The sequence below is a fragment of the Chitinivibrionia bacterium genome (assembly GCA_009779925.1).
Lineage (GTDB): Bacteria > Fibrobacterota > Chitinivibrionia > Chitinivibrionales > Chitinivibrionaceae > WRFX01.
Window position 1 is genome coordinate 1 of the sequence record WRAZ01000038.1, and the last position, 21057, is coordinate 21057.

The 21057-nt window shown below is 42.8% G+C and carries 21 protein-coding genes; 14 read left to right on the plus strand and 7 right to left on the minus strand.

Translation table 11 applies throughout. From position 1 onward, the window contains the following. Positions 1-167 precede the first annotated feature (167 nt). Both FWE23_09235 and FWE23_09240 read right to left on the minus strand, forming a co-directional pair. Positions 168-617 carry a hypothetical protein gene (locus tag FWE23_09235; protein MCL2845611.1) on the minus strand — a complete coding sequence of 150 codons (450 nt, stop codon included), beginning with the start codon at positions 615-617 and terminating at the stop codon, positions 168-170. After that, positions 610-843: a hypothetical protein gene (locus FWE23_09240; GenBank protein MCL2845612.1), complete on the minus strand. Its 234-nt coding sequence runs from the start codon at positions 841-843 to the stop codon at positions 610-612. Before FWE23_09240 ends, FWE23_09235 begins: the two co-directional genes overlap by 8 nt. A gap of 100 nt (positions 844-943) precedes the next feature. Here FWE23_09240 and FWE23_09245 point away from each other — a divergent pair, with 100 nt between their 5' ends. The 7 genes from FWE23_09245 (at position 944) to FWE23_09275 (ending at position 6646) form a co-directional block, all read left to right on the plus strand. Continuing rightward, complete coding sequence (locus FWE23_09245; protein ID MCL2845613.1) at positions 944-1681, plus strand: GGDEF domain-containing protein; 738 nt, start codon at positions 944-946, stop codon at positions 1679-1681. Continuing rightward, on the plus strand, positions 1678-2253 hold the full coding sequence (locus FWE23_09250) for a SiaB family protein kinase (GenBank protein MCL2845614.1): 576 nt from the start codon (positions 1678-1680) through the stop codon (positions 2251-2253). Before FWE23_09245 ends, FWE23_09250 begins: the two co-directional genes overlap by 4 nt. Further along, on the plus strand, positions 2253-2642 hold the full coding sequence (locus FWE23_09255; GenBank protein ID MCL2845615.1) for a DUF1987 domain-containing protein: 390 nt from the start codon (positions 2253-2255) through the stop codon (positions 2640-2642). The genes FWE23_09250 and FWE23_09255 overlap by 1 nt, the downstream gene beginning before the upstream one ends. A gap of 11 nt (positions 2643-2653) precedes the next feature. Then, on the plus strand, positions 2654-4735 hold the full coding sequence (locus tag FWE23_09260; GenBank protein MCL2845616.1) for a SpoIIE family protein phosphatase: 2082 nt from the start codon (positions 2654-2656) through the stop codon (positions 4733-4735). A 15-nt stretch (positions 4736-4750) separates the two neighbouring features. Continuing rightward, positions 4751-5335, plus strand: a complete 585-nt coding sequence (locus tag FWE23_09265; protein MCL2845617.1) for a SiaB family protein kinase — start codon at positions 4751-4753, stop codon at positions 5333-5335. Continuing rightward, positions 5322-6038: a tRNA pseudouridine(55) synthase TruB gene (truB, locus tag FWE23_09270; protein MCL2845618.1), complete on the plus strand. Its 717-nt coding sequence runs from the start codon at positions 5322-5324 to the stop codon at positions 6036-6038. Before FWE23_09265 ends, truB begins: the two co-directional genes overlap by 14 nt. Positions 6039-6145: 107 nt before the next feature. Continuing rightward, complete coding sequence (locus FWE23_09275) at positions 6146-6646, plus strand: DUF5618 family protein (GenBank protein MCL2845619.1); 501 nt, start codon at positions 6146-6148, stop codon at positions 6644-6646. Between the two features lie 74 nt (positions 6647-6720). Here the strand turns inward: FWE23_09275 and FWE23_09280 are convergent, their stop codons facing one another. Further along, entirely contained in the window at positions 6721-9786 is a 3066-nt protein-coding gene (locus FWE23_09280) for a hypothetical protein (GenBank protein ID MCL2845620.1), read from the minus strand. 273 nt (positions 9787-10059) lie between these two features. On the opposite strand from FWE23_09280, the gene rpsU reads away from it, so the two are divergent. The 3 genes from rpsU to FWE23_09295 are packed head-to-tail and all read left to right on the plus strand — an operon-like array spanning position 10060 to position 12097. Then, entirely contained in the window at positions 10060-10272 is a 213-nt protein-coding gene (rpsU, locus tag FWE23_09285) for a 30S ribosomal protein S21 (GenBank protein MCL2845621.1), read from the plus strand. 18 nt (positions 10273-10290) lie between these two features. After that, positions 10291-11064, plus strand: a complete 774-nt coding sequence (locus FWE23_09290) for a PASTA domain-containing protein (GenBank protein MCL2845622.1) — start codon at positions 10291-10293, stop codon at positions 11062-11064. Then, positions 11039-12097: a tetratricopeptide repeat protein gene (locus FWE23_09295; GenBank protein ID MCL2845623.1), complete on the plus strand. Its 1059-nt coding sequence runs from the start codon at positions 11039-11041 to the stop codon at positions 12095-12097. The genes FWE23_09290 and FWE23_09295 overlap by 26 nt, the downstream gene beginning before the upstream one ends. Here FWE23_09295 and FWE23_09300 read toward each other — a convergent pair. After that, positions 12075-12668 (minus strand): CDP-alcohol phosphatidyltransferase family protein, encoded by a 594-nt coding sequence (locus FWE23_09300; protein ID MCL2845624.1) that lies wholly within the window; start codon positions 12666-12668, stop codon positions 12075-12077. The two genes, FWE23_09295 and FWE23_09300, sit on opposite strands and share 23 nt — an antisense overlap. A gap of 128 nt (positions 12669-12796) precedes the next feature. Between FWE23_09300 and FWE23_09305 the strand changes: the two genes are divergently transcribed. The 3 genes from FWE23_09305 to rpoN are packed head-to-tail and all read left to right on the plus strand — an operon-like array spanning position 12797 to position 17336. Then, complete coding sequence (locus tag FWE23_09305) at positions 12797-14419, plus strand: CTP synthase (protein ID MCL2845625.1); 1623 nt, start codon at positions 12797-12799, stop codon at positions 14417-14419. Next, positions 14416-15858: an amidophosphoribosyltransferase gene (purF, locus tag FWE23_09310; GenBank protein ID MCL2845626.1), complete on the plus strand. Its 1443-nt coding sequence runs from the start codon at positions 14416-14418 to the stop codon at positions 15856-15858. The genes FWE23_09305 and purF overlap by 4 nt, the downstream gene beginning before the upstream one ends. A gap of 35 nt (positions 15859-15893) precedes the next feature. After that, complete coding sequence (rpoN, locus tag FWE23_09315) at positions 15894-17336, plus strand: RNA polymerase factor sigma-54 (protein MCL2845627.1); 1443 nt, start codon at positions 15894-15896, stop codon at positions 17334-17336. Here the strand turns inward: rpoN and FWE23_09320 are convergent. Genes FWE23_09320 through FWE23_09330 form a run of 3 tightly spaced genes read right to left on the minus strand, consistent with a single transcriptional unit; the run spans position 17333 to position 20117 of the window. Continuing rightward, positions 17333-18253, minus strand: coding sequence for a hypothetical protein (locus tag FWE23_09320; GenBank protein MCL2845628.1), 921 nt, complete (start codon positions 18251-18253; stop codon positions 17333-17335). The genes rpoN and FWE23_09320 overlap by 4 nt on opposite strands. Continuing rightward, positions 18250-18861, minus strand: coding sequence for a tRNA (adenosine(37)-N6)-threonylcarbamoyltransferase complex dimerization subunit type 1 TsaB (gene tsaB, locus FWE23_09325; GenBank protein ID MCL2845629.1), 612 nt, complete (start codon positions 18859-18861; stop codon positions 18250-18252). Before tsaB ends, FWE23_09320 begins: the two co-directional genes overlap by 4 nt. Further along, positions 18858-20117 carry a hypothetical protein gene (locus FWE23_09330; protein ID MCL2845630.1) on the minus strand — a complete coding sequence of 420 codons (1260 nt, stop codon included), beginning with the start codon at positions 20115-20117 and terminating at the stop codon, positions 18858-18860. Before FWE23_09330 ends, tsaB begins: the two co-directional genes overlap by 4 nt. Positions 20118-20354: 237 nt before the next feature. On the opposite strand from FWE23_09330, the gene FWE23_09335 reads away from it, so the two are divergent. Continuing rightward, on the plus strand, positions 20355-20750 hold the full coding sequence (locus tag FWE23_09335) for a NirD/YgiW/YdeI family stress tolerance protein (protein MCL2845631.1): 396 nt from the start codon (positions 20355-20357) through the stop codon (positions 20748-20750). The last annotated feature ends 307 nt before the right edge of the window (positions 20751-21057 follow it).

A 21057-nucleotide genomic window follows, 5' to 3' on the forward strand; every position in this document is an offset into this window, starting at 1 on the left:
AACAAGGAATGCAACAAGGAATGCAACAATTGCTTGCTCTTTGGGAAAAAGGCGTTCCATTAGCAGATGCAAAGAAGCAGTTTGCTTTAGCATAATCACTAACAAAATCTATTATCGCAACCACCACACAAAAAGGCAAGAAAATCTTGCCTTTTTGTTAGTTTTCCTCACCTCCTCGAACTCCTCCGCGAATTTCTTCGGGAGCCGTTGTTGTTGCCGCGGTCTCTTCTTGTGTTGTTTATTGCTGTCGTATCGTTTTCGGGCGTGGATTTCGTTCGCAAAAAAGTCCAGCCGATTCCGAGCGAATAAGTCAAGTTAAGGCGACGGTCGAAATCCGCGCGCCACGGAATATCTCCCTGAAGCAAACTTGCCGTGTAATCGCCGTTTACCAAATATCCGACAAGCAATCTGTTTGTAATATCCAGATTTGAGCGCCGTCCTATGAGTATTCGCCAAAACACGCTGCCGAATGCCAAATTGTTTTTCCGCACGTTGTCTATATGTTCTCCGTAGTCCCAGATTTTTGCGTATGTATATTTATTTTGCCAGCCGCCGCTCAGTCCGAGAATGTTTTTCTTAACCCCGTCTTTGTTGAACGTGCCACCGATGTCAAACATTGCGCCATCCGCCTCTTAATTCCAAGCCCAAATAAAGTCCGCTGTTGCGCAAAAACCCTATACTAATAGCCCCGCCAACGCCTGCGGTTCGAGTTCCCAAAAGAAATTCGGGACGTATGGAAAACGTGAGACGGTCGTGCGGCGGGATTTTTTGTGAAGCGACAAAAGGGATTTGGCGGAAAGCGGCATAAATTGTTTGCAGAGAAGTTATAATAAAAAACCACAATCTTGTATTTATACGCTTTTTTTACCGTTTTATCGCTATTTTATATTACCAAATATTATTTTTACCGTCGGGCAAAAAATAAAATGGGGGCAGGCAAAGTATGGAAATAGACTTATTTGAAAACGAACAGCGAATATACGACGACGCCTTGGAGCGTATGGCTAAAACGAGCGACGACCGTAATATATGTATCGAAAATTACGGCGTTATTGTGAAGGAATACGGAAAATTACTGAAACAACTGCGCAGAGCCACGCGCGTAGCCGACAGAACCACAATAAATTTACACGAAAGTAATTTGAGCTTGACTGATAAAGTTAACGTTGACGTATTGACGGGACTTTACAACAGACGATATATGGAAGAGAGAATGAGGTCGTTAATCGGCACCTTAGCCCGCGCGAACGGCGGACTGTTGAGCGTTATGATGATGGACGTGGATAATTTCAAAAAATACAACGACACTTACGGACACGCGGCGGGCGACGTTTGTTTGCAGTCGATAGCGGACGCGCTTATGGCAAGCGTTACCAGAACGGACGACTTTGTAGCCAGATACGGCGGCGAAGAATTTGTCGTCGTTTTGCCTAACACCGACGAGGGCGGCGCGCGCAAAATTGCGGAAATGATACTTCAAAACGTTATGGCGAAAAACATTTTGCACGAAAAAAACGAAGCGGGCGTCGCAACCATATCGATAGGAATAACTACCGCGCGCGTCGAACATACGCAAAGCGGACAAGATTACATAAAACGCGCGGACGAGGCGTTGTACATATCAAAAGACAAAGGTCGCAACAGATACACGTATATAACTTTTAAAGAGGAGAACGTATGAATTTCAATGTGCGCGGATACAGCAAAATGCTGGAAGAGAACAATATTGAAGTCATTTACAGCGGTCCCATTTGGGCGGGGGGTATTGACGGAATGGCGGAAATGCTGATGAAACGCCTTGAATACGAAGACATACCGCTCAGCGCTTCGCAGTCGGTTTTTTCGGTGTTTGTGGAACAGATGAACAATATGATGATGCATTCCGCCGATAAAACGCGTATGACAAATTCCACAGGCAAGAGCGTGGAAACTCCGAAAGGCATATACGTATTGGGAATTAAGGACTCGACGTATTACGTGCAAACGGGAAACGCCGTAACGCCTGCTAACGCGGAAAACCTCAAAACCCGTATCGACCACCTTAATACGCTGGACAAAAAAGAATTGCGCCAATTATACAAACAAAGGTTGGTCTCGGAAAACGACAATCCCGAAAGCAAGGGCGCGGGCGTAGGACTGATTGAAATTGCGCGACGAGCGACAGAGCCGCTTACATACGAATTTGAGCCGATGGAAAACGGATTGGTATATTTTACAATGTTTGTGATTATAAAACAGGGAGGGAAAGAATAATGGCATTTAATCTGGAAAAAGAAAGGACTACTTCGACGCCTTATGTTTTCATTTCCGAAGAAAAGAACTATATGAGGCTGGAAGGCAGATGTTTTCACGAAAGCGTAGCGGAATTTTTTAAGCCCGTAAGCGATTGGCTTAACGAGTACCTGACGTCTGATTTCCAAACATTCACCTTTGACTGCGCCATAAGTTATTTCAACAGCTCCACCACAAAATTGTTGCTGAATATGCTGTATAAATTAGACGAACATTCGATAAACGGCAATAAGGTAATCGTCAACTGGATAACAACGGAAGACAACGAAATTATGCTTGAATGCGGCGAAGATTTCAAAGAAGATATGGATAATTTGGAATTCAATATTGTCATAGAAGAAACGGCGTAAAATTCACGGCTATGGAAAACGAAACGGCGCTTAGTTCAAAGCGAAAACTTATTCACAATGAGGGAAACAAGTGCGTAGGATGCAACCACTGCGTTCGAGTTTGCCCTGTTGACGAGGCGAATGTCGTACGCGAAATCAACGGAAAAATAATTGTTAAAATAGACAACGAAAAGTGCATTGTATGCGGCGCGTGCCAAAAAGCGTGCCACCACGGCTCTCGTTATTACGAAGACGACGCAGAACGTTTTTTTGCCGACCTTAAACGCGGCGTAAAAATAAGTATGTTCACGGCGCCCGCGGCAAAGAGCAATTTTAGCGACTTCGGACGTATAATTGCTTGGTTGCGCGACTTGGGCGTAAACAAAATATACGACGTATCTTTGGGAGCGGACATTTGCACTTGGGGATATTTGCGCTATATCGACCGAAACAAGCCTCCTCATCTTATAACTCAACCTTGCCCCGTTATAGTCAATTATATACTTATGCACCGCCACGAACTTATTCAATATCTCTCGCCCGTGCATTCTCCGATGCTTTGTACGGCGATTTATATGCGCGATTACGAAGGAATTACAGATAAAATCGCGGCGCTTTCGCCGTGTATCGCCAAAAGTTGCGAATTTAAAGCAACAGGTATGGTCGATTATAATATCACAATAAAAACATTTCAGGAATACATAGAAAAAAACAATATCGCTCTTCCCGAAAAACCGAGCGGCTTCGACCACTACGACGCCGGCATAGGCAGTTTATACCCCCTCCCCGGCGGACTTAAAGAAACCATTGAGCACTATGTCGGAAAAACCTTGCGGGTGGACAAATCCGAAGGCACGGAGGTTGTTTACGACGCTTTGGACAAATATTGCGAAAGCAACCCCGACAGTCTTCCCGTTGTTTTTGACGTTCTCAACTGCGCGGACGGCTGTAATCTCGGCACAGGTTGCGAGTGCGACGATAAAAATATATTCGAAATAAACGCCCGTATGGACAAAATACGCCAAACGGCAATCGACAGCCAAAAAAGCAGACAATATCTCGACGATTTGTTCGCAAAATTCGACGAACGTCTGCAACTCGACGACTTTATAAGAGAATACGCGCCGATTAATGTAAAAAAAATAACCATAACGGAAGAAGGCATAGAAAATGCGTTTATATCGTTAGGCAAAACCGACGAAGAATCCAGACATCACGACTGCGGCGCCTGCGGAAACGACAGGTGCACTCAAATGGCGGAGCAAATAGCCAAAGGCGTAAATATTTTTCAAAACTGCACGGAATATGTAGCAATGATGTTGCATATCGAAAAAAATGAGGCAAAAGAAGCGCACGACAATATTGTCGCGGGAATTACATACGCAAGCAAAATTCAAAGACACCTCTTGCCCCAAAACGAGACCTTGCAAGGCGCATTTTCGGAAGCTTGCGTAATCTGGAAACCTTCAAGCATAGTGGGCGGCGACATATACTGGCTTAAGAAATTCGACAAAGGCACGGTGCTTTGCGCTTGCGATTGCACAGGACACGGCACACCCGGAGCGCTATTGACAATGTTTCTGTTTTCCGCGCTGGAAACGGTAGTCTCAAATAACAACTGCCACGATACCGCCGATATTATCTGGCGGCTCGACAGACGGTTCGCGGAAGTATTCGGCGGCGACAAAAACGCCGACGGCGAAATTAAAGACGGTTGCGATATGGCGGCGCTGTTTATCGCGCACGACGGAAATATAACTCTGTCTTCGGGACATACAAACGTCTTTATTTGCGACGGCGACAAAGTACGGCGCATAAGAGGACAAGGCATTTTTGTAGGCGAAGGAAGTCTCGGCGGCAAAAACGACGTCGAAACCATAAACATACCCGCAAATCCCGCAAATAAATTTTACATTGCCTCGGACGGATTATTCGACCAACCGGGCGGCGAACTCGCCATCCCGTTCGGCTACAAACGCTTCGAAAACCTTATTTTGGAAAACCACGATAAAACGATAGCGGACGCGTCTCAAAAAATATGGGAAACATTCGAGAAATATCGGGGAGAAGAAGCGCGGGTAGATGATTTACAATTAATAACTTTCAGAGTGTAAGGAGAAACGATAAAAATGAACATACCAAAATACTGCAAAATGTTGCAAGACAATAACATCGAAGTCATTTACACAGGTCCCATTTGGGCTGACGGCATTGACGGAATGGCAAAAATGCTGCTCAAACGCCTCGAATTCGACGGCATTCCGTTTGGCGCTTCGCAGTCGGTTTTTTCGGTATTTGTGGAACAAATGAACAATATGATGATGTATTCCGCCGAAAAAGAGCAGCACGTCAATAACGACGGCGTAAAAACGGAAGCGGCAAAAGGAATATTTATTTTAGGAATTAAGAATTCGACGTATTTTATTCAAACGGGAAACGCCGTTAAAGCAAGTAGCGCCAAAATACTTAAAGAGCGCATAGACCGTCTGAACAATATGGATAAAAAAGAACTGCGCCAATATTACGGCGAACGTATTAACTCGGACAACAGCAATCCCGAAAGCAGGGGCGCGGGAGTCGGACTTATCGAAATAGCCCGCCGCGCGTCGTCCCCCATAGAATACGAATTAGAGCCGCTTGATAACGATTTGCAGTATTTTACGATGTATGTTAAAATAAAACAAGGCGAAAAGGATAATAATGACGAATATTGAACCAAAAAATTTTACAGATGGATTTTTGTTAATAAATAAGCCCCAAGGTCCCACATCTTTCAACATTGTAGCAAAAATCCGAAAGAAATTTATGATAAAAAAAGTAGGACATTGCGGAACTCTCGACCCGCTCGCCGAGGGACTTTTGGTAGTCGCAATCGGCAGGTCGGCAACGCGCCTTATTCAATACCTGAAAGACGACAAAACCTACGAATTCGGCATAAATTTCGGCAAGCAAACCGCAACAGGCGACCGCGAAGGCGAAACCGTAAAAGAATGCGACAACATTCCGACCGAAGAGCAATTAAAAGAAGCAATTCCCAAGTTCATCGGAGAAATTTCGCAAATTCCGCCCGCATTTTCCGCCATAAAAATAGACGGAAAACGCGCGTATCAATTAGCAAGAGAGGGCAAAGAAGTAGAAATGAAGCCGAGAAAAATAACTATCGCTTCATTAACTATGCAGACTTTCAACGCCGCCCAAAAAACCGCAAGCTTTACAGTGGACTGCTCAAGCGGCACATACGTCCGCACCTTAGCCGAAGACATCGCCAAACAATGCGGCTCACTCGGACATTGCTCTTTCATAAAACGCACAAGAGTAGGCGATTTTTTACTTGAGAATGCAGTTTCGACGGAAGAGGCGACGGTGGACGATTTGATTTCGATTGAGGATGTAGAGAGGGTGTGTAAAAAAGCGTAATTTTTTTGCGTTTCGGGTGGTTTTTGTAAAAAACAAGATTTTCAGCCATTCGCTGTTATCAAAATAGTATTTTATTGTTATAATAAAGATAAAAAAAGGAAAAAACAATGACAAGAGAAGAGCAAAACATCTTTTTAAGCAAAGAATACACCGAGGCATTGCGTTATATGGATAACGCAAATGAGGCGTTGCAAAAAGCAAAAAAAGAAGACGAGAGATATTACAAAGACGGAAAATATGTGCGAACTGCTTGCGGAGTTGCATATTTGGGTGTTTTAGTCGCTCTTGACGCTTGGTTTGAAATGAAAGGCGTAGAAAATCCGAAGAAAAGCAATAGAAAATCAATAGATTTCTACAAAAGATACATTTCCCAATTTGACAAAAAAATGGCAAATTGCTTTGATACGGTTTATAATGTTCTACATTTATACGGCTATTACGACGGAACAAAAAACGTAAAAACAATTCAATCTGGATTTGAAGCCGCCTACGATGTAATAGAAAAAATCAAACCGGAAAATCCTGTGGAAATTAAAGAAAGCAAGTCAAACGGATTAAAAAGAGCGGTAGATAAACTGCTAATCACAATTTCCGTAATGTTCAAATAAAAACTCAAATTTATTTCCCACACATAAAAAAACACGGGAGCGAAATATTTCGCTCCCGTGTTTTTTTATGCTTATTACTCGCGCGCTCTTCCTCTGGCGACTCCGAGCATTATACTCATATCAGGATATCCGGGTATTTTGACTATTGCTTTATATACTCCAGCCGCAACATCTCGTCCGCGCCTGTTTTGACCCGACCAAGTCCATACCAATCCTTGTTTATTCTCGTCATAACGGAATTCTTCCCACGTATTGCTTACAGCATTTCCCAAACGGTCGAATACCGTAATACGCGCCGACGAAGCATACATATCAACATTTCTGCTACAGGATCTGAGGACAACAGTTATATGATTACCTCTACTGCGGTCGTCAAAAGACCAAGGATTAGGAAATGCTACCAAAACGTAATCAGGTTGATTGCGCAACGCCCGAAGAATAACAGGTTGCGTTCTGAAATTCTGCACATTCCCTCTTATGTCCATTATGCCTGAGTTTTCAGAAATAAACACCAAATCGTCCGTTTGATGCCTGAAAGAATTATCGTGTCTTACAGGAATTTTTACGATATAATCATTTTCCCAGATAGCCTCGTCAAGCAGTAAATCAAAAGCGTGCCCTCTTACCGTCTCTATTTCGGAGTTGGAAATATTTCTTTGTATTCGCTCCGAAAAGGCAATTCTCAGCGTATCGGGTATTGCATCTCTGTCCATTGGGTCAACTTCGCAATCAACATCACCGAAAATATACCACGCCTCTGCAATTATCGGAGCGATGTTGTCGGCAATATTAAATCTTGAGACATTCGCTTGAATTACCATAGCGCTGTCGGGCAAAATCTGAAAACGCCTTTCATAAGAAATACTGATTACATCGTTGCTATCCCTATATGTTTTAGCAGGCACCGATTGCGAAACATTGATATTTATAAGTCCTGAGTTCGAATTTACCGAAATATCGGCAGAATTTACTGTAAATCCACGTTCCGAAGGCAAATTAGATCTTTCGGCGTTCTCCCCGACAAGTTCTCGAATTTGCTCTTCGGAAACCTCAAAAGCACGATTGGAATTAAGCGAAAATCTTATTCGTATCGTGTCAATAAGTCCGTCGGCAGGGTTTGAGCCGCTCAAATAAACAGCCTCGTCCACAACAAAATTCACAACCGTGGCAATTGCTTGACGATGAACAAGTATTTTAAAATCTTGTTCAAAATCGCCATTTTCACATTTGCCGTTTTTTATTGTCGCCAAAACAGTGAGAGTTCCCTCGGTTGTCGTAGTCAGCAAATTGCCGTTTACCTGCGCGCCCGTGCCGCCGGTATCAAGTACAGACCACACTATTGTTTTGTTGTCTGCGTTGTCCGGCTCAACTGTTCCCGTAAGCGTAATAGTCTCCCCCACCATTTTTTGGGTTGGTACGCCGGTAATATTATCGACGGGAATACATATTTCCACCTCGCTACAACCACGATCAGATTTTACAGTTATCGTCGTAGGGAACGGGTTTAATTTATTATCCTCCGAAGTTGTAGGGAGAACTTCAAAATCCAAATCAAATGTCAAGTCCGGTCTCCAAGCGTTGCCTTCTATAATACGAAGTTTTATTGTATGGCTGCCAGCAGTAGGAGTAAATCTGAAAGTTCCCGTAATATTTCCGCCGCTTAAAGTTCCCTCTACAAGAACTCTTGTATCGGAACCTGTTCCCGCCGACATAGGCTCAATAACGCCCGGAATATGAGGAATAGTCCATCTTACGTCAATATGTCCTTCTTCAACCTGTTCATTTGCAGGAAGAGCCACGACAATTGATGTGTCGTAAGAACCACCGGGAATAACCGGTCTTTCTTCAAGTGGAGTTCCTTGTCCCACTCCGTGGATAACGCTTGGATAATACACCGGATCACTGTCGTGCTCGCAACCACTTGTTCTCCACGCCCAATTCGGGTGTTCACCGAAGGTAGCGGCAGGAACACTGAGGGCAAATGTTTTTGCCGCTCTGAAAACAATGTTAGACGCCGCGTCATAGTGATTGGCTATAACAATTCGTTGCGCTATCGCTTGCCCTTTGAATACGACATCGCCGAAAAAACCTAAAGTCCCCATCGTTATCAGATTGGCGTTTATTTCTATATCACCGCCGCTGACAAACTGTATGCAACCCAATGCAATAATTAATACTTCGCCGTGTTCCGCTTCGCAAGTAAACGGGATCTCATTACCGTTTATATCTACCGTTCTTATAACGGCTTTTCCCGTTCCTTGTCTTATAGCATCTCTGCCTCGCCAACCATCTCCTTGGCTAGTAGGATAATTTCCTTTCAGATATATTATAGTTCTTGTGTTTTTTCCCTCGACTTTAACATCCAGTGTTCCATTTGCACCTATTCGCAACTGCCTGAAATAATGAACTCCCGGTTCTAATACTACTCTTCCATTGGCAGGTACCGCCAAATCTATTGTAGTATCGGGCCATACAAAACCACCCGGACCCGGTTCAAATTCCGATTGCGGATCCCAATTCGGGTTATGTGCAAATTGCCCCGGCAAGTGTGGTAATTCAATAAGCCAAGGCGGAGTAGGCGCATTTGCATCAGCATCGTGTTCCGCTCTTGTTCGCAGTCTCGGTCTTATATCGGGAAATCTTGGCATAACGGAATACGCTACCGGAACTCTGGTTATTATTCCGCTACCCCCAACAGTTCCGCCTGTTCCTGTAAGAGCATATTGTACCTCTCCGCCTGATTGCACATCAATATTTGCATGGACTCTCTGAAACAAACTGATACCGGCGGGATTTCCACAAGCATCAATACCTCCGCGTTTGGTAATTGTACCGCTGGTACCTCGTATTATACCCGCCGTTCCCGAAATACCGGCTATCGGTAAAGTCGGATTCATGTCGCGCGTGTCTATACTGTCGTTCGCAAACAAAGAATGGCTCATCAGTAAAGGGCAAAGAAACGGCTCTCTGTGGTCGTTGCCTATACGCAACCAATGCATATTTGGTTGATGGAGAAAATTGTCGTACGCATGAAAACTATTCGCCCCTACACCATCCGAACAGGCAAATGCGTTTCCCGCAATAGAAAACAAAAGCAACAAACCCGCTAAGCCGCTACCGTATAATTTTGATTTTTTCATATAATTGCCCTTTTCTTTGAATTTTGTTGCTTACAATTTTTTCTCCAAATTCCTCAATAATGCGGAATTTATTTCCATATGAAAGCAACGTTTGTTTTAAATATAATACATATATCGATAATTCGCTCAAATTTCTTCGCAAACGGAGAAACTTGTGAAAAATTCATTTTTTTTGCGAAAAACTTGTTTTTGATGCGTTGAATAACGTATTTTAGCGCGTAATAATAAAATTTCAGCCAAATTTAAGGCGACGAAGGTAGGTGATTAGAGTTTATGAATGGAGTTTTTGTAAAAGAGACAGAGCCGTTTGAAAGAGCGGTAAAACGTTTTTCAAAAGTTTGTGAGAGAGCGGGTTTAGTTTCGGACATCAAAAAAAATCGTTATTTTGAAAAACCGAGCGAAACAAAAAAAAGAGCTAATAATGCTGCAAAACGCAAGCAAATCCGCGAAGACAGAAGAAAAACATTTTCTACACGTTCGCGTTAAGTTAAAATGGAGAGTAATATGAGTTCGAAATATTCTTTTAGTGTTTCTGTGAAAAATTTTTGGTTAGTAGTGCTTCCACTGGCGTTTTTAATGCTTATCATTGGCGGCGCGGCAGGATTTTTGATAGTCGATAACGTTATTATGCCGAGATTTACCGACTTGCAAAACCGAAACGACGTAATAGTTCCCGACCTTGTCGGTATGGACGTAGAGCGCGCGGCGCAAACAGCATTTGACTTGGGACTGAGAACAATCAGAAACAGACGAGAATTTTCGGACTTTGAACCGCATAATTCTGTTATCGGGCAAGAGCCCAAAGTTGGCGAAACCGTAAAGCGGGGTCGCCACATTTTTCTTACCTTGAGCAGAGGACCTGAGGTCGCACAAATCCCTACGGTAGAAGGGCTTGCCGAAGGACCGTCGAGGTCGGAATTACGCCGAGCAGGCTTTGAAAACCTTTCGTCGCGCCACGTTTTTAACGAAAGAATTCCGCTTAACGCCGTAATAGAAACGCAACCCGCCGCAGGAACGAGAATTTCCCGCGACGGTCCGGTTGTGATTATGATTTCAAGAGGACCTACCCCCACGCACGCCAACGTTCCGAACGTGGTCGGAGAAATGCTTTCGGAAGCGCGTTCCACAATCGAAAGCAGAGGGCTGAGAATTGGAAGAGTGCGCTATGAGGAAAGCAGAATTATGTCCGCGGGTCAGGTAATTTCTCAGTCGCTAACCCCCGGAACTGACGTAATCTTAGAAAGTACGATAGATGTTGTCGTTGCGGCGGAAAGATAATTTTTCGTTCGCAGTAATAGCGTTTATCGCCGTCCTGCTTTTGACGGCTCTCAGCGGCTGTCGTTCAAATGCAGGTCATAATTTAACCCCCGCAGAACAAGCGCAAAAAACACAAGACAGTATATCATTCTTGGAGTTGGCTTCGGAGTATTTTATAGAAGGCAACAATGCCCTACGTTTGGGCGACACGCTTTTAGCGCTTAATTTTTTTGAAACCGCGTTTATGCTTGACACAAATTCCAACTTTTTGCGAAACAGAGTTATTGAAGTCGCCATAGTAAGTAGCGTTCCCGAAAGTGCGGTTATGGTAATACAACGCGGACGACCATTGTCGGAAGTAGATGACGATGAACTGCGACAACTTACCGCCATCTTTTTGCGTTTTCGCGCGTACCCCCAAGCATTTGAAGCGCTAAGCGCAATAAGAGAAAAAAACAGAAACGATACAATTATTATCGCCAGAATGGCAATGGCTGAAAATTTGATAATACTCGGCTCGCTTTTTAATGCCCGAAGTGAACACGATTCCGCAATTATCGCTTTTAACAGAGTTTTGGACTTGGGTATAAAAACCACCGAAGTACTTTTCGGCTTAGGGGTTGCAAGCGAAAGGATCGGCGAGTTTGAGCGGGCAATAAATTACTTCAAAGAAGTTCTTGCAATGAACCCAAGGCACCCGATTGCCGCAAATAATCTGGCTTATATGTGGGCAGAACGCGGAATAAATCTCGATGAAGCGATGTTCTTGGTAAGAATTGCCCTCGAAGATGAGCCCGACAACGGTGCATATTTAGACACTTACGGTTGGATTTTGTTTAATAAAGGACGATACGAAGAAGCGCTCCCCCCGCTTTTGCGAGCGGCAGAGTTGTTGCCCGAAGAATATGTTGTGTTTTATCATATAGCAAGGACGTATTTGGCGCTCGGCGATAAAGACAACGCCCTTAAATTTTTCAAATTCACCAACGAAACTTTCACAGATAATCCGGATTTTGAACGGATAGCGGAATTTATTTCAACCCTTTCAGAATAACGCCCCAGTTGCGCTTATAATATTCTATTCCCGAAAGAACGGAGAGTATTGTGGGCACCGCTATTATATAGTACGAAATCGGGAACGATAAAACAGTGTATGGAAATTTCACCTCAAAATATTGCAGATAAAAAACTCCTATAATCAAAAATGTGGCGACCGCCTGCATTATAGCCTTAAACTTCCCGCTACCGCTTGCCGCTAAGACAGTGCCGTCTTTTGCCGCCATAATTCGGAGTAAGTAAATGAGAGAGTCGCGATACAAAAATGCCAAAAACGCCCAAATCGGAATTGCAGAAACAAGCAAAAACGACAAAAATATGGTTTGGCGCGAAATTGCGTCGCAAATCGGGTCGAAAATTTTGCCCAAATCGCTTACTTTATTTTGCGCTCGGGCGGCTACTCCGTCAAAAGCGTCGGAAAGTTCGAGAAGGATAACGCAAATCAGCGCCGCGTTCAAAAAGGTAATATTTATGATTTCGCCCGTTTGAGAAACGGCGTTTATAAAGAAATAAGCAAACAATGCGCCGGTAATCAGGCGACTTCCTGTTAAATACATTGCAATATTCATAAAGCAAAAATACTATTTGCCGATAATTCAATGCAGGAATTTATATATTTTTTTAACAAAATGAGGTAGCAACCGTTGCCCAAATAGTATTTTTGTTCAGCAAAAATTATTTTTCGGAGTTTTTAGTTATGCCAAAAGTACCAAGATATGTATTCGTAACAGGCGGAGTAGTTTCTTCTTTAGGAAAAGGAATTGTCGCCGCATCAATAGGACTGCTGCTTAAATCGAGAGGGTTCAAGATAGCCAACCAAAAATTAGACCCATACCTGAACGTTGACCCGGGAGCGATGGATCCAAAAGAACACGGTGAAGTCTTTGTAACCGAAGACGGCGCAGAAACCGATTTGGATTTGGGATATTATGAGAGATTTACAGATATTGAAACCAGCAGAAACTCAAGTTATAGCGCGGGAAGAATTTATGATACCGTTCTAAAAAAAGAACGCAAAGGCGGAGAGTATTTCGGAAAAACCGTTCAGGTTGTGCCGCATATAGTTAATGAAATCCAAGACGCAATCAGAAGCATTGCCGACGAAGACACCGATATAGTAATTGTAGAAATCGGCGGAACAGTAGGCGATATTGAGGGGTATCCGTTTTTGGAAGCGCTTCGTCTGTTTCAGCAAAAAGAAGGCAGAGAAAACACATATTTTATACACGTGTCGCTCGTGCCGTATTTGAGAAAAGCAGACGAAATCAAGACAAAACCGACGCAACACTCGGTTGCAAAACTTCGCGAAATCGGTATAATCCCGAATATGCTTGTGTGCCGCAGTGAAAAACCGTTAGACAGCGACATTAGAGAGAAGCTCGGTTTATTTTGCAACGTAGATACAAACAGCGTTTTGGAATCGCCCGATGTTAATCATACAATTTACGAATGCCCCATTGAATTTGCCAAGCAGAATATTGACACACAAATTCTTAAGCATTTTGGCATAAACGGTTATCAGGATAAAAAGATTGGAGAATGGGAAGAATATATAAAAAACATTCAGGATATATCGGAAGGAAAAGATGAAGTAGTAATCGCGCTTGTCGGAAAATACACAGAAGTCCTGGATGCCTACAAATCTATATATGAGTCGCTTATTTATGCCGCGGCAAGTCTGAAAACTCGTGTTGTAATAAATATGATAAGCGCAAGATTGCTCGAAACAAACAAAATCGGCGATTACTCAAAAGCAGAAGAGTTGCTCTGCAAGGCGGACGGTATCTTGCTCGGCGGCGGCTTCGACAAAAAATTGACCGAAGGAAAAATAGTCGCGGCAAAATACGCTCGCCAAAACAACATTCCGTATTTTGGAATTGGTTTGGGAATGCAAATGGCAGTCGTGGAATACGCAAGAAACGTACTCGGGTACGAAGACGCCGACAGCCGAGAGTGCAACAAAAACACAAGTAAACAAATATTCGATAAATGTGCAACTACGCGACTTGGCTCATTTCCCTGTAAATTGCAGGAGGGTTCGCTCGCGCATAAACTTTACGGCGAAAATGACATAAACGAAAGACATCGCCAACGCTACGAGTTTAACAACGAATACAGAGAAGAATTAGCAAAGAACGGTCTTGTTTTTTCGGGATTTTCTCCCGACGGAGAACTTGTGGAAGTCGTAGAATTGCCAACGCACCCGTTTTTTATAGGAGTTCAATATCACCCTGAATTTAAATCCAGACCCGTAAAACCGCACCCGCTTTTTGTAGGATTTATTGAGGCGGCAATAAAAAAGAAAGGTAATGCAAAATGATTGAAGATAGTATATTTGACTGCGAAAAACCTAAAGAAGAATGCGGAATATTCGGAGTGTTTAACCGCCCCGATGCCGCCGAATTAACTTATTTGGGACTTTACGCTCTGCAACACAGAGGACAACAAGGCGCAGGAATTGCGTGTTCGGACGGCGAAAAAATGAGCCGATACACAGGGTCGGGTTTAGTAAGAGACGTGTTCGCAAACGAAAAAATATTAGAAAGTTTGCAAGGAATACACGCTATCGGGCACAATCGCTATTCCGCAGATACTCTCGCTATGAACTCTCAACCGATTTTGGCAAAATATAAATACGGACAACTTGCCGCCGCGCACAACGGCTACCTTACAAACGCAAACTTTTTACGCGAAAATATGGAAAACGACGGCGCTATTTTTACAACAACTACCGACACCGAAGTCGTTATGCACCTAATAGCAAGAAGTAAAGCTGATACGTTGGCAGGAGCAATAAAAGTCGCGCTTAGTTTGGTAGAAGGCGCTTACTCTATGGTTTTTTTAAACAACGACCAAATGTTTGCCGCAAGAGACCCGCTCGGAATAAGACCTTTGGCAATAGGAAAATTAGGCGATAATTTCGTGATAAGCTCGGAAACCTGCGCTTTTGATTTGATAGAAGCCGAACTTGTGCGAGAAGTAGAGCCGGGAGAAATTATAATGATAAGCAAAAATGGTCTTGAATCGATACACACTTTTCCAAATATGGCAAAAAGACACGCACACTGCATTTTTGAATATATATATTTTTCGCGCCCCGATTCCATAGTTTTTAACGAAAGCGTTGAACACATCAGACGAGCATTCGGCAGACAACTTGCAATAGAGCACGATATTCCCGAGGGCGCAGATTTTGTAATGGGAGTTCCCGATTCCGCCAACACAGCGGCGTTGGGATATTCGGAAGGCGCAAATCTCCCGTTTCAACTTGGACTTATCCGAAACCATTATGTCGGCAGAACGTTTATCAGAGCGGGGCAAAGCGACAGAGATTTCGGTGTAAAAGTGAAATTTAATCCGATTGCCGCACACCTGAAAGACAAGATTGTCGTAATAGTCGATGACTCGGTTGTTCGCGGGACAACAATGCGAAAAATAATTAAACTTGTGCGAAACGCGCAGCCAAAAGAAATTCACCTGCGAATATCATCGCCGCCCGTTATAAACCCCTGTTTTTACGGCGTGGATATGGCAAACAAGGAAAAATTCATCGCGAACAACAGAACACTGGAAGAAATCAGAGAATACCTGAAAGTCGATTCGATACAATTCCTTACCGTAGAGGGAATGCTTTCGGTTTTTCCTGAAAATGTGCGCAAAAATTATTGTTGTGCTTGTTTCAACGGCGATTATCCGATATGCATACAAAATTGCTTTGAAGAGCCAATGAGCACAGGCGACCAAGTTCTGATGTTTTAAGACAAATGTAAACCTTTAATCTTAGGGGGCAAAACTTGAATTTAACGTTTGGATTGGAAGCAGGGCTTGGACAAAAGCAAATGCAGACCGCCCAAATGATACAGGTAATGAGTACTATTCAGCAGAGCGCCCTTCAGTTAGAGCAATATATTCGTCAGGAGATAGAACTAAACCCGCTTTTGGAAATATCGGACGAGCAGAATTTCTCTGAAATCGAAGAGGCAACAGGAGTACGCGACGACGACGGCGAACTCTGCCTTGATGAAAATCTCATCGACAGTAATTCCGCCCTGCAAGACGGCTATGAATTCAGCGACGAGCTTCAAAGCGACGAAACCTACTACGACCAAGAAAAGCGCAATTACGCCGAAAGTTTGCACCAATACGAAATCGGCTTGGAAGACAAACTGAAAACACAAATTATAGATATGGATTTGACTAAATCCGTGCAAAAAGTCGCTCTTTATTTGGTTGGCGAACTCGACGACAACGGATTTTTGAACCCCGATTACGAGCAGATAAAGGAACGTTTTGAAGTAAATTTCCAAGAAATAGAACAAGCGATAATTGCAATTCAAACCTGTGAGCCGACAGGAATAGGCGCGGCAAATCTTAAAGAATGCCTTCTTTTGCAATTAGACAAACTCGGATACGACGACGATGATTTGATTTACAAAATAATACAAAAAACTTGGGATAATTTTATTCACGGAAAAATCACCGCTCTTGCAAAAAAATACGAAGTTGAACCGTCCGAAATTCAAGAAACACTGCAGATAGTAAAACAATTAAGTATGTCGCCCGCAAAACAAGAAGAACCCGACGACAACGAACCTATAATTCCCGATTTGACCGTAAGATACCTAAACGGCGAATGGAAAGTGGCGGCAAACGACGGTTTTTTGCCGAATTTGCAGATAAATCAGCAGTATTCCGATATGTTGAAACGGCAATTTAAGGCAGACAGAGATACAAAAGATTTTATTCGCGACAAATACAACAAGGCAGATTGGTTAATCAAAGCGGTCGAACAACGACGAACAACAATGATTGTGGTAATGTATGCAATAATTAAACGTCAAAGCGAATTTTTCACAATGCAAAAAAGCGAGCGGCACCTTGTCCCAATGATACTCTCGGACATAGCCGCCGACACAGGGCTCGACGAATCGACGGTGAGCAGAGCAACAAACAGCAAATACGTAATTACCCCGTTCGGCACTTTTGAAATGAAGTATTTTTTCTCGGAAGTGGTTATAAAAAACAAACAAAGCGAAGACGGCGGGGATATTTCCACTGCAAAAATCAAAGAAAAACTGAAAGAACTCATTGAAGAAGAAGATAAATCCGAGCCGCTTTCGGACGAGCAATTAGCAAAAGAACTCGAAAAAGCAGGGCTTGCCGTTGCCCGAAGAACAGTAGCAAAATATCGAGAACAAATGGAATTTGCTACCGCGCGTTTGAGAAAAAGATATTAAAAAATCAGCGAAAACGATAATTCCAGACCATTAGATATAGACAGAATTCGTTGGGCAATTCGCGGGGTTTCCCATTCGTTCCATCCTCTGTCCCAAAATTCGTCAAAACCCGAAGTTACGCGAATTATATATCCGATAGAATACTCAAAAAACGAGCGCTCCCCTATTCTTTGTCTGGCGAAAAGCCCCACTCGTCCTGCGGCGCCGATACCGTCGGTGTTTTTTCGACGCGCGCTCACAAAATTTTCCTCGAATTGCTCTGTTGTGATTATGGTATCACGCTCAAAATATCGTGAAATCAAAAACATTGCACCACCGTAAATCCCTGCCGCATCAACTCCTTCTATACTGAAATACTCAGTGTCGAAAGTTCGGCTTCCGCCAAGCGTTATTGACGCGATATTATTGATAAGTGAAGACGTCGCCCGCAAAACCTGCACGGAGTCCCGACTGCTTTCTATGGCATAAACCGCACGCATTCTGTCGAACGAATACCCAACACCGAAATTCACGTTAGTTCTTTCGTCGATTTTTAACATTATGCCTGTCTCCAAATTAAAAGAAACGCCTGTAGCAACAGACGGCTGATACCAAATCGGACGAAAATGCGCATCTTCGGCTTGTCGTCTAATTGCCGGAAGCAATAAATCCGCTCTTTGTCTCAAAAAATCAGCATAATTATTTTGTATTTCGTCATTGCCAATTCTCGGAGTAATTGTGATGTAAGCAAAAACTCTTTTTGACGATATTTCTTCGATAATGTCTTCAAAACTTATGTCGATTTCCGTCGTATCAAGTTCGACTTCGGCAGTTTCAGAGATTTCGCCTGTTTCTTCGGCTTCAATTTCGGCAATTTCTTGCGAAAATGCGCAAAATACAAGTAAAAGAAGTATAAAAATTGCAAGCTTTAAGTTCATTTTTTGCACCTTTCCGCGTATGATACTTGCATATAATTAGGAAAAACCTCGTCGATAGTTGTTAAGTTTTGGCAAGATAAAGCAATATTTGCCGCAGTTTCGCCGCAAGTTTGCGATAAAGATAATTCGTCAGACAACTCTATTGTTTTATCGCCGACTTCACGTCTTGATAACGCTTCTTCGCGTAAAATTCTTTCGTCATCGCTTAAACGAACAAATTCGCCGTCATTTCTGAATTTGGCGAAAAAGACTTCGCCTTGCCGCGCATCCGAGAAAACACAAATATTTCCCGTTTCTCCCGAACTTCTTGCAATACATTCAAGCGACGAAATTGAGGCGATTTTGGTGTCTGCTCCTGCAAAAAGCCCTTTGGCAAAAGCAATACCTACTCGCAATCCCGTAAAACTCCCCGGTCCGACGACTATTCCGCAACGCTCGATTTCGCTCGATTCCACGTTTGCCGAAATTAAAAGTTCTTTTATTATATTGCTTATTTTGTCCGCAAGATTTTTCCCGACATCTTCATTAAAACGCGCTAAAGTGCAACCGTCTCTGGCAACGGCAAACGAAACCACGGACATACTCGTGTCAATTCCGAGTGTAATCATTTGGCGACTTCCAAATTTGAAATTATGTATTGCCCGTATCGTCCTCTGACAATTTTGCGAGACGATAAAAGGAACGTGCGCATTTCAAAAAGGTCGGTTTTCAAGTAGCGGTCTCGTATTTCTTCTTCGCTTAATTCTCTGCCGAAAAATCTGCGGCTCAGATATATTGGGTCTGCGGAGACCGAATGTGCCGAAATCGCAATATCGTAGTCAAAGAAAAACTGCCTTTGCTGGTTGGTGTCGGCAAAAACTCCGACTTTTCTCTTTAGGCGATGTCTTATATCGTCGCCCAAAAGCTTTGCTGTTTCAAAAGCGATGGGGTTATTTTTATCGTAAATAATAACAATGCTGTCTCTGACAGGATAATTTTCGCCCTCGCTTTTTTCGTGCTGAAAAACACTCAATTCATAGTTAAGATTATTGTAAATTTCGGTGTTTTTCAGCAATTCAGCCAAATCTTCCCCGATTTCAGACATTAAAAACGGATTTATAAAAACCGAAACCTTTATTCTTTCAAATTCGCTTATCCGAAAATTCCGCAAACGAGAGCGAACGTATGCCAAATCACTCCTCTTAAAAAGAAGCATATCCAAGTTTTCTTTGCTACCGAGCGTTAAAACTCTATCGCTACTTTCGACAAATCTGTAAGAAATCGCTCTGCTTCCGTCCGAAACCTGTGGTCTTCTTATCATATTTATTTGATTTTCGGCAAACGACACATCAAAGCGTGAATTATACTGCCAAGTAAGATGTTTCAGCATCTCATCGACGCCTTCAACATACGTTTCAAAACGGAAATCGAAAATGCGGGCGGTTCTGGGCAATATTCCGAAAATCACGTTTTGCGTTTCGTTGGCAACCTCCGTTATTCCAAGCAAATCCCCGAATATTCCGCGGGTGGACGCCGGGTTTTCGCGCGCAAATTCCGAAATCTGATTAGCCGCTAAAATCGAATTGAAGAAAAAATCCTGCGGTACTTCTACTCGCAACGCTCTCCAAATAGTTTGACTGACGGTGATGTCGATAATATCGCTTGGGTCAAACAGATTAAATACGCGGAAAGGTATTTGAGAAACAATAAAAATTTCAGCGTTGTTGTCAATTTCTCCGATTTCGCTTATATAGTCGGCGACAAGCCATTCATAGAGCGGAAGCTCGCTTGCGCCTCTGCCCAAATTAAAGTTTCCGCTCGACCTGCAAGAAAGCGAAACCAATGCAAGTATTATAAGAATTGTCAATATATGCAAAATTCGCATAGGATTATTTCCTTTTTTGTTTACAATTTTCGGATAAAAATACGTTCTGCTCAAAGTAAAAATAAGAATTTTATTTTTTTCTTGATTACTGAAACTACGCAACCTCAGATTTTTTTAAGGCAAATAGAAAATATCCGTCCTTTTTATTTGCGCAATATAGTATATTTATATTATAGGACGCTAATTGATTTAGCATGCCGTGTATATAATTTTATTTGTTTTTATTAGGAGGTATTTATGAAAAAACGTTTATTCTTTTTGGCATTTCTTGTGTGTTTCTTGTTTGTCGCAAACATTTATGCAGAAGGTTTTACAGGTCCCAGAGGCGAAGCTAATCACGAAGGTATGGGGCGCGTAGTAACGGCGTCGCAAGCCCAAAGACTCAGAGATGATACAAGAGTAATTTTACGTGGTAAAATACTTCGCAGTTTAGGAAATTCAAGATACGTTTTCAGCGACGATAGCGGAGAAATCACCTTGGAAATAGACCAAGAAGTTTGGCATGGTTTATCAATAAGCGAAAACGACAACGTAGAAATTTACGGTGAAATAGACATAAAAAACCAAGACGGCAGGGGCAGAAACGTAAGAACCGTAGAGGTTGACGTTAAGTCGATACGAAAACTTGGTTGATGGTTGTCAGCAAATTGTTTTTCAAAGGGCGGATAGAAACGAAGTAAAAATCCTTTGCTTTTTTTCAATATCCGCTTTTTTTGTTTGTGGCAAATATTATTTTACTATCATAAATTAGGTCTTCAGAGGCAAAAACACTAAAAAAGAATGGGCGAAAAAAATGCAAAAAACAACACAGTTTTCCTCTAAACACTTGACTTTTGCAGTGGCGAGAACGTATTTTTCGGGACTTCGGGACTTCGGGACTTCGGGACTTCGGGACTTCGGGACTTCGGGACTTCGGGACTTCGGGACTTCGGGACTTCGG

Coding starts and splice junctions, on each gene's coding strand:
- FWE23_09260 (MCL2845616.1), top strand. CDS start 2,654: ATGGAAAACGAAACGGCGCTTAGTTCAAAGCGAAAACTTATTCACAAT.
- FWE23_09290 (MCL2845622.1), top strand. CDS start 10,291: ATGAGTTCGAAATATTCTTTTAGTGTTTCTGTGAAAAATTTTTGGTTA.
- FWE23_09330 (MCL2845630.1), bottom strand. CDS start 20,117: ATGCGAATTTTGCATATATTGACAATTCTTATAATACTTGCATTGGTT.
- rpsU (MCL2845621.1), top strand. CDS start 10,060: ATGAATGGAGTTTTTGTAAAAGAGACAGAGCCGTTTGAAAGAGCGGTA.
- truB (MCL2845618.1), top strand. CDS start 5,322: ATGACGAATATTGAACCAAAAAATTTTACAGATGGATTTTTGTTAATA.
- FWE23_09245 (MCL2845613.1), top strand. CDS start 944: ATGGAAATAGACTTATTTGAAAACGAACAGCGAATATACGACGACGCC.
- FWE23_09235 (MCL2845611.1), bottom strand. CDS start 617: ATGTTTGACATCGGTGGCACGTTCAACAAAGACGGGGTTAAGAAAAAC.
- FWE23_09305 (MCL2845625.1), top strand. CDS start 12,797: ATGCCAAAAGTACCAAGATATGTATTCGTAACAGGCGGAGTAGTTTCT.
- FWE23_09250 (MCL2845614.1), top strand. CDS start 1,678: ATGAATTTCAATGTGCGCGGATACAGCAAAATGCTGGAAGAGAACAAT.
- tsaB (MCL2845629.1), bottom strand. CDS start 18,861: ATGATTACACTCGGAATTGACACGAGTATGTCCGTGGTTTCGTTTGCC.
- FWE23_09255 (MCL2845615.1), top strand. CDS start 2,253: ATGGCATTTAATCTGGAAAAAGAAAGGACTACTTCGACGCCTTATGTT.
- FWE23_09320 (MCL2845628.1), bottom strand. CDS start 18,253: ATGAACTTAAAGCTTGCAATTTTTATACTTCTTTTACTTGTATTTTGC.
- FWE23_09265 (MCL2845617.1), top strand. CDS start 4,751: ATGAACATACCAAAATACTGCAAAATGTTGCAAGACAATAACATCGAA.
- FWE23_09280 (MCL2845620.1), bottom strand. CDS start 9,786: ATGAAAAAATCAAAATTATACGGTAGCGGCTTAGCGGGTTTGTTGCTT.
- FWE23_09300 (MCL2845624.1), bottom strand. CDS start 12,668: ATGAATATTGCAATGTATTTAACAGGAAGTCGCCTGATTACCGGCGCA.
- purF (MCL2845626.1), top strand. CDS start 14,416: ATGATTGAAGATAGTATATTTGACTGCGAAAAACCTAAAGAAGAATGC.
- FWE23_09275 (MCL2845619.1), top strand. CDS start 6,146: ATGACAAGAGAAGAGCAAAACATCTTTTTAAGCAAAGAATACACCGAG.
- FWE23_09335 (MCL2845631.1), top strand. CDS start 20,355: ATGAAAAAACGTTTATTCTTTTTGGCATTTCTTGTGTGTTTCTTGTTT.
- FWE23_09295 (MCL2845623.1), top strand. CDS start 11,039: ATGTTGTCGTTGCGGCGGAAAGATAATTTTTCGTTCGCAGTAATAGCG.